Annotated in this window: 12 protein-coding genes and 1 pseudogene; 1 reads left to right on the forward strand and 12 read right to left on the reverse strand. The window is 68.1% G+C overall.

Annotation, left to right across the window (positions count from 1 at the left end; all coding sequences use genetic code 11):
• Positions 1-52: 52 nt before the first annotated feature.
• The 7 genes from VGF12_RS00585 to VGF12_RS00615 form a co-directional block, all read right to left on the reverse strand.
• On the reverse strand, positions 53-643 hold the full coding sequence (locus tag VGF12_RS00585) for a nitroreductase family protein (RefSeq protein WP_331174104.1): 591 nt from the start codon (positions 641-643) through the stop codon (positions 53-55).
• Between the two features lie 29 nt (positions 644-672).
• Positions 673-1764 (reverse strand): ABC transporter substrate-binding protein, encoded by a 1092-nt coding sequence (locus tag VGF12_RS00590; protein ID WP_331174105.1) that lies wholly within the window; start codon positions 1762-1764, stop codon positions 673-675.
• A gap of 18 nt (positions 1765-1782) precedes the next feature.
• Positions 1783-2943 carry a sigma-54 dependent transcriptional regulator gene (locus VGF12_RS00595; RefSeq protein WP_331174106.1) on the reverse strand — a complete coding sequence of 387 codons (1161 nt, stop codon included), beginning with the start codon at positions 2941-2943 and terminating at the stop codon, positions 1783-1785.
• 140 nt (positions 2944-3083) lie between these two features.
• Positions 3084-3788: a class II aldolase/adducin family protein gene (locus tag VGF12_RS00600; protein WP_331174107.1), complete on the reverse strand. Its 705-nt coding sequence runs from the start codon at positions 3786-3788 to the stop codon at positions 3084-3086.
• Positions 3789-3829: 41 nt separating this feature from the next.
• On the reverse strand, positions 3830-4414 hold the full coding sequence (locus VGF12_RS00605; protein ID WP_331174108.1) for an NAD(P)H-dependent oxidoreductase: 585 nt from the start codon (positions 4412-4414) through the stop codon (positions 3830-3832).
• A gap of 46 nt (positions 4415-4460) precedes the next feature.
• On the reverse strand, positions 4461-6044 hold the full coding sequence (locus tag VGF12_RS00610; RefSeq protein WP_331174109.1) for an ABC transporter substrate-binding protein: 1584 nt from the start codon (positions 6042-6044) through the stop codon (positions 4461-4463).
• Between the two features lie 11 nt (positions 6045-6055).
• On the reverse strand, positions 6056-8713 hold the full coding sequence (locus VGF12_RS00615; RefSeq protein WP_331174110.1) for a TonB-dependent receptor: 2658 nt from the start codon (positions 8711-8713) through the stop codon (positions 6056-6058).
• 266 nt (positions 8714-8979) lie between these two features.
• Between VGF12_RS00615 and VGF12_RS00620 the strand changes: the two genes are divergently transcribed.
• The gene (locus VGF12_RS00620) at positions 8980-10185 is read left to right on the forward strand and encodes an LLM class flavin-dependent oxidoreductase (RefSeq protein ID WP_331174111.1); all 1206 of its coding nucleotides are present in this window, start codon (positions 8980-8982) and stop codon (positions 10183-10185) included.
• A 59-nt stretch (positions 10186-10244) separates the two neighbouring features.
• On the opposite strand, the gene VGF12_RS00625 is transcribed toward VGF12_RS00620, so the two are convergent.
• From VGF12_RS00625 to VGF12_RS00645, 5 genes and pseudogenes are all read right to left on the reverse strand, one after another.
• Positions 10245-12566, reverse strand: coding sequence for a TonB-dependent receptor (locus VGF12_RS00625; protein ID WP_331174112.1), 2322 nt, complete (start codon positions 12564-12566; stop codon positions 10245-10247).
• Positions 12567-12583: 17 nt separating this feature from the next.
• Positions 12584-13663: an LLM class flavin-dependent oxidoreductase gene (locus VGF12_RS00630; protein ID WP_331174113.1), complete on the reverse strand. Its 1080-nt coding sequence runs from the start codon at positions 13661-13663 to the stop codon at positions 12584-12586.
• Between the two features lie 26 nt (positions 13664-13689).
• Positions 13690-14778, reverse strand: coding sequence for an LLM class flavin-dependent oxidoreductase (locus VGF12_RS00635; protein ID WP_331174114.1), 1089 nt, complete (start codon positions 14776-14778; stop codon positions 13690-13692).
• 12 nt (positions 14779-14790) lie between these two features.
• Positions 14791-16047: a lipase family protein gene (locus VGF12_RS00640; RefSeq protein WP_331174115.1), complete on the reverse strand. Its 1257-nt coding sequence runs from the start codon at positions 16045-16047 to the stop codon at positions 14791-14793.
• Between the two features lie 11 nt (positions 16048-16058).
• Positions 16059-16351 (reverse strand): annotated as a pseudogene (locus VGF12_RS00645) (hypothetical protein); the annotation flags it as partial.

The following is a 16351-nucleotide window of genomic DNA, read 5'->3' on the forward strand; positions in this document are numbered from 1 at the left end:
GGCGGCGTTCCTGTTGAGGCGAGGGGGGACGGGCTGAGCGACATGGGCTGTTTCAGGAAAAGTCGAACCGGTCCGCCGCGGCGAGCGATGCCAGCGGCAGCCGGGTGCTCGGCTGCTCGCGCGCCTGCAGCGCCTCGGGCAGCAAAGACCTGTCCCCGCGACGCCCCAGGGCCACGACCACCTGAACGACGAAGTCCTCGGGGACGGCCAGGCTCCTGCCGAGCGACTCGCGGTCGAAGCCGCCAACGGTGTGCGCATGCCAGCCGGACAACGATGCCTGGAGTTTCATGTAGGCGCTGGCTGCGCCGGTATCGAAGGCATGCATGCCATTCGGCTTTGGCGCGTCTTGGCCCGGCGGCGTCCAGCGCTGCTGGGAGATCACCGTCACCAGCGCCGCGGCGCGCTGGGCCCAGCTCTGGTTGGTGGGACTCAGCGTCGCCAGGATGTTGGCGAAGCCCGGCGTTCCCCGCAGGGCATAGACGAAGCGCCACGGCTGGGCGTTGAAGCCCGACGGCGCCCACCGTGCCGCTTCCAGAAAGGTCAGCAGCGTGGCTTCGTCCAGTTGTTCGTCGGTGAAGGCGCGCGGCGACCAGCGCTTCAGGAACTGGGGATCGATGGGATGGCGGGATTCGCGTTCGGACATGGCGCGTGTTCGGTGAAGGGAAGGGCAGGTCAGAGGGCCTGCGCCAGCAGTTCGCTACTGAGCCGGCGGGCCTCCTGCAGTGGCGCGGGGGCTATCCACTGCTGGACATCGAAGTCGTGCTGGATGAAGCCCCATTTCAGCAGGAAGGCCTTCTGGACCTCCAGGGCGTGGATGGCAGTGTCGGTCAGCTCCGTGCCCTGTCTGAGATGCACGTCGCTGCCATAGGCCAGCCGCACCCAGGGCACCTCCCCACCGGTTTCGCGGCTGATGTAGGCCAGCGTTTCGTCGGGGTGGTGGGCGGCCCAGTCCTCCACGGCGACGATGCGTGCCAGGAAGCGTGCTGCGAGGTGAGGGTGCTCATCCAACAGAGACTGATGCACGGTGATGGGGCGCGGCGCGCCGTTGTGGATGCGCACCAGCGGGTCGGGGTGGCGACTGATGTCGAACAGCAGGCGTGCGCCGGTGAGGTGGGCGAGTTGCAGCCCCCGATCGCCCTTGAGGTAGATGGCATCCACGTCGCCGCGCTGCAGCGCGCGTATGAGCAGCTCGTACTCGGCCTGGGCGTGCTGGTAAGTGTGTGCGCCGCCGGGCAGAGCGGTTGCTGACTCCACGGCCAGGTCGACGAATTCCACCTGAGACGGTGCCAGGCCCGCCACGTCCAGCGCAACCAGGAAGCCGTGCAGGGCCTCGGAGCGCCGGCTTTCGATGCGGCTGCTGTACAGCGGCAGCCCGATGCGTCGGCCGCGCAGGTCGTTCACGCTGCGCAGACCGCTACCGGGGCGGCAGACGATGCCCTGGTACTCGTCCAGCCAGTTCATGCCCACGACGCGACTGGCGGCACCCTGCGAGCGCGCCCAGATTGCCGGGACGTTGCCGCCCTGGCGAAAGGAGTTGGGCAGGTGATGGTCCAGGCGGGAGGTGCGCAGTGCCGGATCCGGGGTTTCCTCTAGCGTGAAGATCTTGATGCCTTCACTGCGGAACTCGTCGTGGAACCAACCCAACTGCGAGGCCAGTCCCAGCGGCGTGGGATTGGGCGTGCGGGTGTACCAGAGGATGTCGGGCACAGGGCTCATGGGTTGCGTCTTGTCGGTGTTGAAGGGCTCGCGGTACAGCAAGCCCATGGGCCGTGTCGCCGCGTTTCAGGCCTCCGCTGCCTGATCCAGTTGGGTTGCGTCCGTGTCCGTGTCATCACTGCCCGGTCCGTCGCCGATCAGGCCGTGCCGCTTCAGCAGCGTGCGCATCACGTTGCGCGACACGCCGAGGACTGCACCCGCGCGCACCTGGTTGCGGCCACTGTGGCGGTAGCTTTCCTCGACAAGCAGCCGCTCGACGCTGTTGAGCAGGCCCTCGGGCGGCGCTTCGAGAAAGCCGTGCACCGCACGACGCAGCATTTGCTGCGGGTTTTCGTGGGAGGGTGGGGGCGGCGCGCTGGCGAAGGGCGCGGGCGGCAGGGCGGCGGGCAACTGCCTGCGGACGGGCTGGCCGGCCAGCTTGAGGTGCTCGGGTCGGATTTCCTGCCCGGACGCGACCAGCAGCGCGAAGTGGATGACGTTCTCCAGCTCGCGGATGTTGCCCGGCCAGTCGTAGGCAAGCAGTGCGTCCAGCGCAGCCTCGCCCAGCCGCGGCTCCGGCAGGCCGAGGCGCTTGCTGTATAGCGTCAGGAAGTGCTTGGCCAGCGGCTCGATGTCGGCCAGGCGCTCGCGCAGCGGCGGCAGCCGTAGCTGCACGATGTTGAGCCGGTAAAACAGGTCCAGCCGGAAGTGACCGGCCGATACCGCCTCGCCGAGGTCCACGTTGGTGGCCGTGACCAGGCGTACGTCCACCGGCACCGCCTTGCGCGATCCGAGTCGCACCACTTCGCGCTCCTGCAGCACTCGCAGCAGCTTGACCTGCAGCGACAGCGGCAGGTCGCCGATCTCGTCGAGAAACAGCGTGCCGTGGTTGGCCGCCTCGAACCAGCCCTCGCGTCGGCCCTGGGCGCCCGTGAAGGCGCCTGCTTCGTGGCCGAACAGCTCGCTCTCCGCCAGGTGTTCCGTGATCGCGCCGCAGTTGATCGCCAGGAATGGTCCTGTGCGCCGGCTGAGGGTGTGGATGTGGCGTGCGATCAGCTCCTTGCCGGTGCCGGAGTCGCCGCCGATCATCACCGGCGCTGTGCTCGGCGCGACGCGCTCGATCAGTTGCAGCACGGCTTGCGAGGCTGGGTCGACGAAGGCTAGCGAGCGGGCGCGGATCGACAGCGGGCCGGCCGATGCGCCATCCAGGGTCAGCAGTGCGGCATGGGTTGCCCCTTGGTCTTGCATGGTCCGACTTCCTCCTGTCATGCGGATCCGCCGTCGCCTGGGAAACGGCAAGGCGACATGCTATGGAGGCGGTCTGCAGGCGCGAACGAAGCTTAGGCAGCATGCTTATGCGTTGTTTTCCCTAAGGCACCGCAGCCGGGTCAGAGATCGGTGGCTGGCAGCAGGTGCAGTTCACGGGCGCGCTCGTAGAGCTGTCCCATCTTCCATTGCTGGGCCAGCACGCCCGGGCCCAGGTCGCGCGAGCCGCCGATGGACTCGGCCAGCAGCTGGATGCGCGCGCCTTCTTCCAGCAGCAGGATGAACTCGGCTGTGTTGCGCAGGCCACCGGTGCCCCACACGGTGGAGCCGCCGTTGGCTTCCAGGATGGCGGAGGTGTAGCGGTTCTCGCGCAAGCGGTCGAGGATGAACTCCACCTCGGGCTGGCGGCGGTCGATGTAGACCGGCAGTTCGCGGAACAGCTTGTAGCGCTGCACCGGCACGTAGCGGATCGGTAGCGTGCGGTGCGTCTGTGCCCAGGCACCCAGGTAGGGCGAGTGCACGTGCGAGACCGTGGTGATCTCCGGGTGCTCGACAAACAACTTGGTGTAACGCGCCTGGCCGCGGCCTGCATAGACGGTGCCGTCCAGGCCGGTGACGCTTGCCGTCAGCGGCTTGTGCTTGTCGAACGGTCCGGGGTAGTTCACGGAGACGAGCTTGTCCTCGCCGGGAATGCGCTCGATGAAACCGACGGTGCCGTTGGCGGTGATGGTGCCGGTCTCGCGGTACGCGTCGAAGATGACTGCGGCCTGCTGCGTGACCTGCTGGACGAACTCCTGGGCGGAAGGGCTGAGCGTGGGGGTGGACATGGTGATCCTTTGAGGGCGGATGGGGGGGCGGGGTGGGTTGCTCAGGCTGCCAGCGCGATCGGCGCCTCAGCCGCGGGCTGCGTCTGCCAGCCCAGTAGCGTGCGGGCCTGTGCGGTGGCCAAGGCGATGCGCTCGTGGCTGGCCGTGCGGTCGGCGCCGAGCTGGTAGTTCTCGAACTCGCTGTCGCGCACAAACACGCCTGCCGGCACGGTGTGCAGCTCCAGGAAGCTGGCCAGCGGCCGCCACTGATGCTCGAGGACCAATGCGTGCCTGTCGCTGCCGCCGGTGGCGGCCAGCACGGCGACCTTGCCGCGCAGCCATGCCGGGTCCAGCAGGTCGATGAAGTGCTTGAAAAGACCGCTGTACGAGCCCTTGTAGACGGGCGATCCGAGCACGATGACGTCTGCGCGTGCGAGCAGCTCCTGCGCGTCGCGGACGACGTCAGGGATGTTGTCGAAACCGGTGACGGCTGCGAGCGCGGGAGCGATCTCGGCGATGTCGATCAGGTCCACTTGCACGTTACGCGGCGAGTGGCCTTGGGCGAGGGCGTCTGCGATCGCATGGACAAGGGCGCGGGTTCGGGACGGGCGGCTCAGGGAGCCACTGAGGGCGACGATGCGGGGCATGGCGGGTTCTTTCTCGGGTTGGCTTGAAATCGGGTTTGGCGCGGGCTCAGGCCAGCCAGAGCTTGTCGAAGCGCCAAGTCGGGAAATGGGTGTGCTCCGGCTCGAGGCCGCCCACGCGGCTGGAGGCTGCATCCAGCGTGTTGGCGAAACCCCAGATCAGCAGGCTGCCGCGCTCCCACTGGATGCGCTGGGCCTCGTGCACCAGCGGCGCACGCTTGGCAGCGTCGGGCTGCTGCATCGCCGCCGTCACCAGCTCGACGAAGCGTGGGTCGCGGAAGCGCGTCTTGTTGATGACGGCATGCGGCCCGTCGGCGTGCAGCGCCGAGGTCAGCCAGCCGTGTCCTAGCGAGCCGCCCGTGCTGATGGGCCAGCTGCCGCGCAGCGGTCCCGCGAACGTGGCAGCGTCGACCTGCTTGACGTTGATACGCACACCGGCTTGCTTGGCCTGTTCGGCGAAAACCAGCGCGGGGCGCGCGCTGGCTGCTGTGGTCACCAGTTCCACCTGCAGGTTCTCGCGGCCGGCGGCCTTCAGCAGCGCTCGCGCCTGGGCCAGGTCTTGTTGCCGCTGCGGGATGCCGTGGTCGAAGGAAGGGTCCTGCGGGGCGTAGAGATCGTTGGCGATGCGCCCCTGGCCGTTGAGCGCCCGGTCCACCAGCTCCTGGCGGTTGGCGATCAGCCGGAAGGCCTGGCGCACGCGCACATCGTCAAAAGGCGCGAGCTCGACGTTCATGTCGAAGGACTGCCAGTAGTTGGTCTCGGAGACCACCACGCGCAGCCCGTTGGCCTGCTGCAGCAGCGGAAGCTGCTCGGGCGAAATGGCATTCACCACGTCCACCTGGCCGTTCTGCAGCGCCTGCAGCCGCGAGGTCTGGTCCTTGAAGTCGATGATCTCCAGCTCGTCCGGGTAGGGGCGGCCGGGCTTGAAGTAGTTCTCGAAGCGAGTAAACAGCGAGCGCTGGCCAGGCACAAATTCCCTGAGCTTGAATGGGCCGGCCCCCACGGGGTTCGTGATCGGGTCGTAGTCGGTGGGCACGATGCCGCCGAAGTTGACCCAGGTGTCCGCCAGCGGCACGTAGCCGCGCCCGTCGCGGAAGCTGACGCGCACCGTGCGTTCGTCGAGCTTCTTCAGCCCATCTCGGTCGACGACGGCCACCAGACCGGCGTAGGGCGAAGCAAGCTGCGGGTCGGTCAGGCGACGGATCGAGAAGATCACGTCGTCAGCGCTGATGGTCTTGCCGTGGTGGAACTCAAGGCCGGGACGCAGGCGGATCGTCCAGCTCTTCGCGTCGGGGCTGACTTCTGCGGACTCGGCCAGTGCCAGGTCCGGGGCCATGTCTGAGCTCCATTCCCACAGCTTGCTGTAGAGGGCGAAGCCGCGCAGCGTGGAGGCGCCAGCGGCGGGCTTGTGCGCATCGAGGTTGCCGGCCTGGCTGCCGTCGACCACGCCCAGGCGCAGCCGGCCGCCGCGCCGCGGCGACTGCGCCAGTGGCGCGCTGGCCGCGGTGGAGCTACCGGGAGCCGTTTCGTGCGGGCTGCAGCCGGCCAGCCCCAGTGCGCCGATGCCGGACCAGCCGCCCATCGCGATGGTCTGTGCCAGCCAGCGGCGTCGCGAGAGGTCGTGTTCTTTCATGCCGGGCGTCCTCAGAAGTGGTAGGCGAAGCCGAGCTGCGCGCTGCGCGCCGGGCTGGGCACGAGGAACTCGTTGGTCGTGCCGGTGAGGCCCGCGCTGTAGTTGCGCTCGTTGGTCAGGTTGCGCACCGTCAGCGACAGCTCCCAGCCGGGCTGGCGGTAATACAGGGTCCAGTCGAAGGCATGTTCGGCGGGGACCCTGGCCGTCTGCGTGATGCTGGTGAACCAGCTGCTGGTCCACCAACCGGCCAGTTGTGTTCCCCAGCCGCCGTCGAACTGGTAGTCCACGAAGCCGCTGGCGGAATACTTGGGGATGCCGGGGGCCGTGACCGCGCCGGGCGCGGGGCGTTTGTTCAGCACGTTGCCGTCGCCGAAGACCGTGGCGTTGTCGGCTACGAAGCCCCAGGGCGAGAAGAATCCGCCGGAGCCGAAGGAGACATAGTCGTAGCGGGCGCGAATGACGCTCGCGTTGGCGCCGGCCGACCACTGGTTGGACAACTGCGCACGCAGCGAAGCTTCGCTTCCCTGCACGCGCAGTCGCGCAATGGAGCCGTCAGGCGCCGGCGAGAGGTCGCGCTCGGCCTTGTACCAGGCCAGTGAAGCGAACAGCCTGCCCGGAATCAGCTCGGACTTGGCGCCCACTTCGCGCAGGTTGGACAGGCTGCGGAACGCCAGCGGGTTGAGCTTGTTGTTGCTGCCCCAGGTCAGCACGTCGGCGAAGCCGCCGGTGTTGAGTGCGTAGGAGCGATCCACGGTGGCGTAGACGGTGCTCTGCTCGGTGGGTTTCCACAGCAGGTTGACCTGCGCGGCAGGCAGCCAGGCGGCGTAGTCGTCGCTCGCGACTTGCGCGGTCGTGACGGCCAGCGGGTTCTCGATGTGGGCGTTGACGCGCGTGGCGCTCAGACCCAGGTTGATGCCGTATCGACCGTCCAGCAGCGTGTTGATCTGGGTGAAGGCGGTGCGGCTGGTCCAGTCGCCTCGGGAGGTGTAGGTGGCGCCGCCGACGGTGGCAGAGCCACCGGGTTCAGCGTACAGGCCGCCGTCCACCGCATACATCTTGGGCAGGTTCAGGTAGCCGAACGCGGTCAGCTGCGGGACGCCTGCCGTGCCAATCCAGGAGCCCGAGCCGGCCGGCGTCGCCAGTCCGTAGATGGTGGCGGGCGTCTTCAGCGCGCCGCTCACGGTCAGGTCGTACGGCGAGGTGAAGAAGCTGTTGTTGGCTGCCAGCGTCTGGTAGCTCTCGCGGCGGTAGGTGCCACCGGTGTTGCTCTGCACGTCCACTCCCACGCCGGCGAGGTTGAAACGGTGATGTCCGCGCAGCTCCAACCGGTTGTCGGCGAGGTGGTCGCTGAACTGCGAGAAGAAGCTGCCCACGGAGTCGCCGGTGTCCTTCGAGTACTGGAACAGCGTGCTGTTGGCAAGGCTCCACTCGGGCGTCAGCTCGACGACGGCGCGCAGCTGCGAGGTGATGCGTCGGGCGGTGTTCTTGTCGTCAGGCCGTGAGAAATCCGAGCGCGACAGCGAAGCCAGGCCGTTCCCCGGCGTGCTTGGGTCGTAGACCCAGCCGCGCACAGTGCCGGGGCTGGTGTTGCCGCTCAGGAAGGAGGGCAAGTCAGCGCCGCTCAGCAGCGGCCCGGCGATGTACTGGTTGCTTGCGTTGGGCGTGCGCTTCACCCAGCCGGTGATGGCGCTGTTGTAGGTGCCGGAGGCATAGACGGGCGAGTAGTAGCTGGTCGTGCTGCCCACCGTCTGCGCAATGATGGGCGTGGCGCGGCCGCCCCAGTACTGACCCGAGTCGACGAGCTGTTGCGTCGCGCGGTTCCAGCCGTGGATGACGTTGAAGTCGTAGTAGTCGTCCAGCGCCGCGTTCCAGTCGATGCGCACGCGTTCGCTGGGCTTCCAGGCCAATGCGCCGTAGGCGGCGTTGTAGTTGTTGCGCACGCCGTCGTAGTAGTCGTCGGCGCGCTGCGGAGTGAGGCTCACGCGGTAGGCCAGGGTGTCACCCAGCGGACCGGTGCTGTCCAGCGTCAGGCGTCTCGAGTCCCAGCTGCCCACGCTGCCGCTGATCGTCGTGCGCTGCTGCGCGAAGTCCGGTTTCTTGGCAAGATAGTTGGCGTAGCCGCCGCTGCGACTGCTTGCACCGAACACCTGCGACGGCGGACCGGCCACGATGTCCACGCCTTCGAAAGCATTGGTGTTGAACGGGTGACGGACGTTGTAGGTGCGTTGGCCGTCCTGGAACAGCTCCGAGGCCTGGCCGCGGATCAGCGGTGCGATGGAGACGTTCTGTCCGCCGTTGCGCGTGATGCCGGGCGCATAGCGCACCAGATCGTCCGCGTTGCGGATGGGCTCGCGCTGCAACTGCTCCTCGCTGATCTGCGATACCGAGCGCGGCGTGTCGACGATGGCGGCGGCGAGGCCATCCACCGAACCGCTCGGGCGGCCTGGCAGCGTGGAGCTCTTGCGCCGGCCGCTGACGCTGACGGCCTCGATGCGCTGTACGCCACCGCCGGCGGCCGCGTCCGCGGCAGCGTCGTCGGTCTGGGTGGTGGCGGTCGCCGTGTCCGCCGACTGGGCCAGGGCCGCGCCCGCGCACAGCAGCCCGCAGGCGATGCCCACGGCGGCCAAGCGAGGGGGGGTGGAGCGGATGCGGCGATGTGCGGACTGCATTGGGAGCGGTGGAAGTGAATGGGGTGGCCCCCGTCTTTGCAGCATTCATGCCAGCAGTTGCGGCCGCACAAACGGCCTCTGCGGGCCACTTCGATGGCTGTCGTGCTGGCTTCTGCGCACCCCGCTGCTGGCCTGTGGCCAGCGCTGCGCAGGCTTGCGCGCCGCTGTGGCGAAGTCGCTCGGAAACCCGATGAATACGGGGTCCTGGCCCCGGCATGTGTCTTGCACCGGTGCTGGGGTTGTTACTCCTATCGAGAAGGAACCCCATGGGAATAAAGATTCTTTGGTACATCAGCAGCCCCGACGGCCCCGTGCCGTGGGAGGCGCAGCACGCCTGGCTGAACGACCTCGGCCAGTTGCAGGCTCAGGCCCGCAACATCGACCGCCTGGGCTTCTGGGGCGCACTGCTGGCTACCGATCAGCACGAGTCGTTGACGCTGACCGCGACGCTTGCGCCCATCACCGAGCGCATGCGATTCCTGACGGCCCAGCATCCTGGCCTGATCACGCCTGCCAAGCTCGCACAGATGGCACTCACCGTGGACCGTTTCAGCAACGGGCGACTGGTCTTCAACGTCGTCAATGGCAACGACGCGGGGCTCAAGAGCATGGGCATGCCCATCCCGCACGATGAGCGCTACGACTACAGCTATGAGTTCTGGGACGCCTTCCAGCAGCTGTACGCCGGCTCCAACGACGGTTACCAGGGCAAGTACATCAAGATCGCGCCACGTGCGGTGGTGCCGCTGCGCGGCCCGTTGCCACCCACGCAGACGCCCACCATGCCACTGTGGGGCGCTGGCACCTCGGCGCCGGGCGTTGAGCATTCCGCCAAACTGCTGGACTGGTATCTGAGCTTTGCCGATGCGCCGCCACGGCTGGGCGAGAAGTTCCGCAAGGTCGGCGAGCGCGCCGCCGCGCACGGCCGCAAGCTGCGTTTCGGCACCCGGTTGCAGATCATCGTGCGCGACACCGAGGAAGAGGCCTGGGCGCATGCGCAATGGATCCTCGACCAGACATCGCACGCCACCGCCGTGCGCCTGGCCTCACGCCAGCTCGGCCCCAAGGGGCTGGACGAGGAGGTGCACAGCGACGACCCACTGGTGCACAAGCGCCTTGCCGCGCTGCGCGCCGGAAAGCTGCCCGAGTTGCGTGACCTGGAGGTCTACCCCAACGTGTGGGTGGGCCCCAGCCCGTTCGGCTTTGACATCCTGCATCCCTGGGCCGGTACCTGGATCGTCGGCAGCACCGAGCAGGTGGCCGAGCGCATCCGGGAGTTCCACGACCAGGGCACGGAGGCTTTCATCCTGTCGGGCTGGCCGCTGGTGCCGGAGGCCCAGCGCATCGCGCGCACGTTGCTTCCGCTGCTGAAGAATGACCTGGAGCACGGCTTCGAGCTGCCGGCCTTCGACGAGGCCGATCCGGTGCACGCCGAGCTGGCTGCCACGTTGCCGGGCTACGCCGCACCCTGACCCCGCAAGGCAGCAGCCCCGGCACTGCGCAAGTGCCGGGGCTCATCGTTGATGGCGTGTCAGAACGTGGTGCTTGCCGATACGCCGTAGGTGCGCGGGTTGCCGTAGGTGACGACGTAGTTGCCAACGCCCGTGCCGTTGGGACGCCCATGCACCTGGTAGAGCTTGTCGGTGGCGTTGTTCACATAGCCAGTGATGCGTACGCGCTGGCTGGGCGCAACATAGACCAGTCGCAGGTTGACCAGCGTGAAGGCTTCGTTGGCCAGCGGCTTGTCCGCGTCAGTCTGGCGGTCGACGGTGAAGTACTCCTTGCCGCGGTAGTTCACGTCTGCGCCGGCGATGAGCCGGCCACCGCCATCCAGCCGGAATGTATGGTCGAGGCCCAGCGCCGTCGTAACCCGGGGCGAGCGCACCAGGCGGTTGCCGGTCGAGTCGCTGGACACCACCTGAGTCAGCGGGTTGCGGTTGACGAAGTCGGTGTAGCGGCCGTTCAGCAGCGCCAGCGAGTAGTGCAGCCGCCAGTCGGGTGCAGGCCGTGCATCCAGCTCCAGCTCGGCACCGTCCACCTTGGCCTTGGGGCCGTTGGCCAGCGCGCTGACCACGCCCCCACCAGCCACCGGCGTCAGCAGGTTGGTCTGGATGTCGGTGTAGTTGTAGTGGAAGACGTTGGCGTTGACGACCAGGCGCCCACCCAGCCATTCGGACTTCAGGCCGGCCTCGACGCTGTCCACGTACTCGGGCTTCACCGAGGTCGCCGTGTCCAGGTTGCTGCCGATGCCTACGTTGAAGGCGCCTGAGCGGAAGCCACGGGCCAGCCGCAGGTAGCTGCGCAGCGTGCTGCTGAACTGGTACTCGGGCGTGAGGTCCCAGGTCCAGTTCTTCCACGTCGAGGCGAGCTGGCGCGAGCCCGAGTTCGTGGCCGGCGTACCCGGGTTCACCAGCGAGGTGAGTTCCCAGAAGTTGCCGGTATTGAAGTTCGCCAGGTTGTACTGCAGCAGTCGGATGTCCAGGTCCTTCTTTTCCTGTGTCCAGCGCAGGCCGCCGGTGATGCTGAAGTCGTCGCTGACGTCGTAGCTGACGCTGCCGAACACGGCGTGGCTGGTGTTGTTGTGGACGTAGTTGGTGCTGCGGTAGGCCGGGTTCGCCGCCGACTGCGCGGCCGGTGCACCGGTTGGCAGGTTGACCAACGCTGCCTGGTAGCGCGCCGCTACGGCATCGCTGCCGAGGTGCTCGCGGAAATAGTGATAGCCGGCGATCCAGCGCAGGCGCTCATCCTTGGGCGATGTCAGGCGGAACTCCTGCGTTGTCTGCCGCCAGGCGTTGTCGGTCTTGGAGCGGATCTCGGTCTCGTAGGGGGCCGTGCCCCCGCCGCCCAGAGCGTTGCTGTCCGTGACGTCATGGGCCGTGATGGAAGTCAGAACATGCTGGCCGATTCTCTGGTTCAGCGTCAGCGAGGCGCCCTCGGTCTTGATGACTTGTGTGTTGGCGATGCGGCCCTCGGTGATGCGGCCGTCGGGTCGTGTGTACTGCGCGGGCGTTCCTGGGTAGTAGGTCCCGAGAACCAGCGAGCCGTTGCTGCCGATGTCGCCCAACTTGCGCGTATGCAGTTTCAGCAGTGCATCGAAGCTGTCAGACGGGCGGGCCAGCAGTTGCACGCGATAGCCGGTGTTGTCGACGCCGCCTTCCTGCTTGCCAGTCCAGGTGTTGGTGTTGAAGCCATCGCGCTGGTCGGAATTGAAGGCCACGCGCGCGGCCAGCCAGTCGCCGGCGACGACACCGCCCCAGGCGCCCTGGAAAGTGCGCTGCCCGTTGCTGCCGAAGCCCACGGTGGCCTCTGCGCTGGCGGGCTTGAACTCCGGCTTGCGTGAGATGAAGTTGATGGCGCCGGCAGTGGTGTTCTTGCCGTACAGCGTGCCCTGCGGGCCGCGCAGCACCTCGACGCGCTCAAGGTCGAATAGCCCGCCGCCGTAGGCGGTGGGCGAGTTCAGGTAGACGCCGTCGGCATAGACGCCCACTGGCAGCACGGTGGACGCGCTGACGTCGCCGGTGCCGATGCCGCGGATGTAGATGCGTGGGCGGGCTTCGTTGTCGGGGTTCTGGGCCGCAGCGTTGGGCACGAACTTGAACAGGTCGTGCAGGCGCAGGCCCTGGTCGGCGGCCGACTTGGTGTCGATGGCCGTGACGGCGATTGGCACCAGCTGGATGTCCTGTACGCGAAACTGCGAGGTGACCGTCACGCGCTCCAGCGCGTTCGGGGCGGTCGGCTCGGCCCGCTCGGCCAGCGCGCCGCCCTCCTGGGCGAAGGCATGGGGGGTGCCCAGGAGGCCGCCGGACGCGATGGCCAGTGCGGCAGCACGAGCGATGGGGGTGTCTTTGAACATGAGGGGGCGCTTTCTGTTCAGGCGGCCTGGCGCTGCTGCTCGCGGCGGCGAACCTCTTCGCGCACGGCGGGGATGATTTGGTAGCCGTAGTCGATGGCGTCGTAAAGCGGGTCGTAGCCGCGGCTCAGGAAAGTCGTCACGCCGATGTCGTGGTAGGCCAGCAGCGCTTCGACGATGGTGTCGGGGGTGCCCACCAGCGAGGTACTGTCGGTTCCGCCGCCTATCGCCGTGGAGGTGCCCAGGAACAGTGCCTTGTCGTGCACCTCGCCCTTGGCGGCCAGCGCCAACTGACGCTCGGCACCGCCGCTGAGTCCCTGCTGCTCGATGCGGCCTCGCGTGGCCGTTCCGGCCTTCAGTGCGGCCTCGATATCGCGGGCCTTCTTCCACGCCAGTTCCTCGGTGGCGCCGATGATGAGGCGCACAGACAGGCTCACGCGCGGCGCGGGCTTGCCGGCAGCTGCGGCCACCTCGTGCAGCTTGCGGATGCGCGCTGACGTGTCCTCCAGGCTCTCGGCCCACAGCGCATAGAGGTCGGTGTGCTGCACGGCCACTTGGTAGGCGCCGTCAGATGATCCGCCCAGCGAGATCGGTACGTGCGGCTGCTGCAGCGGCTTGACCGGCGAGAACCCGCCCTCGATGCGGTAGAAGCGCCCCTCGTAGTCGAAGGGTTGATCCGAGGTCCAGGTGCGCCTGATGATTTCCAGGTACTCGCCGGCCCGGGCGTAGCGTTCGGCTTTGTCGAGCAGGAACTCTCCGTGGCCAGGCTCCGGGGCGTGGCCTGTGATGGTGTGCAGCCGGATGCGGCCGCCGGTGGTCTGGTCCAGTGTGGCGAATGCCCGGGCCGCCACGGTGGGAGGTACCAGGCCGGGCCGGTGCGCGATCATGAAGCCCAGCCGCTCGGTATGCGCGGCGGCGTGGGCAGCCAGGAACAGCGGGTCGCCACCGCCGTTAGCGATCAGCACGCGGTCGAAGCCTGCATGCTCGTGGGCGCGGGCGAGGTCGCGCAGGTAGTCCAGGTCCAGCCGCGGCGACGCATTGGCAGCGCGCTGGGCGAGCTGGTTGCGCGGAAACAGTCCGCCGACGAATTCGATAGGCATGTGAATCTCCTTGCGTTGAGGGGACGTCAGGCGGCGGTGCGTGCGCGGCGTTCCGCTTCTGCGCGCACGGCGGGGATGACCCATCGGCCGTAGTCCACGGTGTCGTAGAGCGGGTCGTAGCCACGGTTGAGGAAAGTGCTCACGCCCAGGTCCACGTAGTCCAGCAGTGCCTGGGCCACGGTGTCGGGTGTGCCCACCAGCGCCGTGGTGTCGCCGTAGGCGCCTACGGCCGTGGCGGTTGGCATCCACAGTGCACGGTCGTGGCGGTCGCCGCGGGCCGCGGCGGCCAGCAGCCGTTCGGAGGCCACGGCCTTTTGCCGGCCGTGACGAGGACCGCCGGGCTGGAACTGCGGGTTCTGCTGGATCTTGGCGAGGATGCCGTGCGCGCGTTCCCAGGCTTGCTCTTCGGTGGCGCCCAGGATCAGCCGCACCGACAGGCTGATGCGGGGGGCAGCCACGCCGGCCTCGGCGGCCGAGGCGCGGATGCGCGCGATCTGTTGCTTGGCGTCTGCCAGTGGTTCGCCCCAGATTGCGTACAGGTCGGCGTGGCGTACGCCCACGCCGTAGGCCGCATCCGACGCGCCGCCGAATGAGATCTCGATGGAGCCGGGGCGCACCGGCTTGATCGGCGAGACAGAGTCCTTCACGCTGAAGTAGCGGCCCTCGAAGCTGAAGGGCTCGGCGGCCGTCCAGGTCTGGCGCACGATCTGCAGGTACTCGGCGGTGCGGGCGTAGCGCTCGGACTTGTCGACCAGCGTGTCTCCCTCCTGCGGCTCGGCCGTGATGCCGGTAATGGCATGCAGCCGCAGCCGGCCGCCGCCGCTGAGATGGTCCAGCGTTGCGAAGCTGCGCGCCGCCAGCGTGGGGGCTACCAATCCGGGACGGTGCGCCACCATGAAGCCCAGCCGCTCGGTGTGCTGGGCCAGGTAGGCGGCGATGTGCAGGCTGTCCGGGCTGCCCGGCCCGCTGGCGATCAGCACGCGGTCAAAGCCGGCCTGCTCGTGGGCGCGGGCGTGGAAACGCAGGAACTCGAGGTCGAAACCGGGTTGGCGCTCGCCGCCCTGTGTCTCGGACCAGGCACGCGGGAACACCATCCCGACGAATTCGATGGACATGGGAGGTCTCCTTTACTGCAGGCTGGGTGCGCACACGGGCGCCACGGGTTGGTCGTTGATGACCTTCTTGGCGAAGGGCACCGAGTCGCGCAGCGAGGCGTTCACCGTCGCGCTGTGGCCCAGGCCCGCGTAGAGGTGGCCCTCCACCGTGGTGCCGGCCGCGCAGGCGTCGCGCATCAGCGCGAGCTGGTTGATGGCCGAAGGCGTCACGTCGTTGGCGCCGGTGCCGATGAAGACCGGGTGGGGAATTGCCAGCGTCGGGTACTGGCTGTAGCGCGCACTGCGCTCGGACGCGCCGGCCTGGTAGCGCTTGTAGCCGGGGCCGGGCTCAGCCAGGCGGCTGTTGGCGATGGTGAGGCCGTTGCCCACCACATCGGAGGCCAGTGTCGACAGGCAGGCCACGCGAGCCTGGTTCAGCAGCGCTAGGCCCTGCTCGGTGAACACCTCCTCGGGCTTGAGCGACGGATCGTGCTGCTGGTCGACGAGGAAGCCGTAGAAGCCGTAGGCCAGCGATTCGTCCACCCTGTTCGGGTCGGATTGCAGCGGGATGGGCGTGGCCTTGGGATCACGGTAGATGACGCCGGTGGCAATCGTGCCCTTCACACCCAGCTCAGGGGCGTAGCGGGTCTGGTAGGCCGCCGCGGCGAACACGCCGATGCCGCCTTGGGACTGGCCCACCAGCAGCACCTTGTTGGCCAGGCCAGGCACGCCGCGGATTGCGGCGCGCGCGCTGTCCAGGATGCCGAAGGCCAGCATGGGTACGTTGATGAGCGGGTGCGGTCCGGCCACGCCCAGGCCCTCGTAGTCGCTGGCGACGATGGCGAAGCCTTCCTTCAGCCAGCGGTTCAGGTAGCGCACATCGCGCAGAGAGCGGCCGGCCCATGATGGGGCGCAGATGTCGGCCAGGCCCACCGTGCCGTGGCCCCAGGCCAGGACCGGCCAGCCCCCGGCCGGCGGGGTGCCCTTGGGGATGAAAACGGCGCCGGAGACGATGATGGGCGTCTTGCTGTCGAAGCCGCTGGTGGAGCTGTAGAGGATGCGCGTCTGCCGCGCGGCCTCGGACAGGCCCAGCTGTGCGGGCAGCGGCTCGCTGCGCAGCAATTGGCCAGGTGTGGCGGGCACGGCTTCGGCCCAGCGGTAGAAGTCCGACAGGCGGCCGTCGCCCTGGGCCGGGTCAGCTTGGGGGGCTCTTGTCTGGGCGGTGACTGCCAGCGCGGCGCTGGCCAGGGTGGCGCTCAGCAGCGCGCGCAGGAAGGAGGAGAGTCGCATGGGAAGTCCGGTCAGAAGCTGTAGGAGACACGGGCGTAGACCTGGGTGCCCAGGCCGCCCTCGGGGGCGTTGAAGCTGTACTTGGTGATCGCACCGCTGCCGGTGGCAGCCTTGCCCGTGCTGGCGACGATGGTTGGGTTCTCGTCGGGGTAGCTGTCGAGCAGATTGATGGCGCCGGCGGCGACCGTCAGGCCGCGCAGCGCGCCGCCGAAGGCATAGGCCAGCTCGGCATCCAGCACCCATTGCGGGCTGTATGTCTTGTCATCCAGCGCGTTGGTGGCGCGGTTGGTCCAGCTGCCGTAGC

The organism is Roseateles sp., from assembly GCF_036404855.1.
GTDB lineage: Bacteria > Pseudomonadota > Gammaproteobacteria > Burkholderiales > Burkholderiaceae_C > Pelomonas.

Excerpts from the sequence above, each read along its gene's own strand:
- VGF12_RS00595 (WP_331174106.1), bottom strand. The coding sequence starts at position 2,943 with ATGCAAGACCAAGGGGCAACCCATGCCGCACTGCTGACCCTGGATGGC.
- VGF12_RS00630 (WP_331174113.1), bottom strand. The coding sequence starts at position 13,663 with ATGCCTATCGAATTCGTCGGCGGACTGTTTCCGCGCAACCAGCTCGCC.
- VGF12_RS00620 (WP_331174111.1), top strand. The coding sequence starts at position 8,980 with ATGGGAATAAAGATTCTTTGGTACATCAGCAGCCCCGACGGCCCCGTG.
- VGF12_RS00600 (WP_331174107.1), bottom strand. The coding sequence starts at position 3,788 with ATGTCCACCCCCACGCTCAGCCCTTCCGCCCAGGAGTTCGTCCAGCAG.
- VGF12_RS00610 (WP_331174109.1), bottom strand. The coding sequence starts at position 6,044 with ATGAAAGAACACGACCTCTCGCGACGCCGCTGGCTGGCACAGACCATC.
- VGF12_RS00640 (WP_331174115.1), bottom strand. The coding sequence starts at position 16,047 with ATGCGACTCTCCTCCTTCCTGCGCGCGCTGCTGAGCGCCACCCTGGCC.
- VGF12_RS00625 (WP_331174112.1), bottom strand. The coding sequence starts at position 12,566 with ATGTTCAAAGACACCCCCATCGCTCGTGCTGCCGCACTGGCCATCGCG.
- VGF12_RS00590 (WP_331174105.1), bottom strand. The coding sequence starts at position 1,764 with ATGGGCTTGCTGTACCGCGAGCCCTTCAACACCGACAAGACGCAACCC.
- VGF12_RS00615 (WP_331174110.1), bottom strand. The coding sequence starts at position 8,713 with ATGCAGTCCGCACATCGCCGCATCCGCTCCACCCCCCCTCGCTTGGCC.
- VGF12_RS00635 (WP_331174114.1), bottom strand. The coding sequence starts at position 14,778 with ATGTCCATCGAATTCGTCGGGATGGTGTTCCCGCGTGCCTGGTCCGAG.
- VGF12_RS00585 (WP_331174104.1), bottom strand. The coding sequence starts at position 643 with ATGTCCGAACGCGAATCCCGCCATCCCATCGATCCCCAGTTCCTGAAG.
- VGF12_RS00605 (WP_331174108.1), bottom strand. The coding sequence starts at position 4,414 with ATGCCCCGCATCGTCGCCCTCAGTGGCTCCCTGAGCCGCCCGTCCCGA.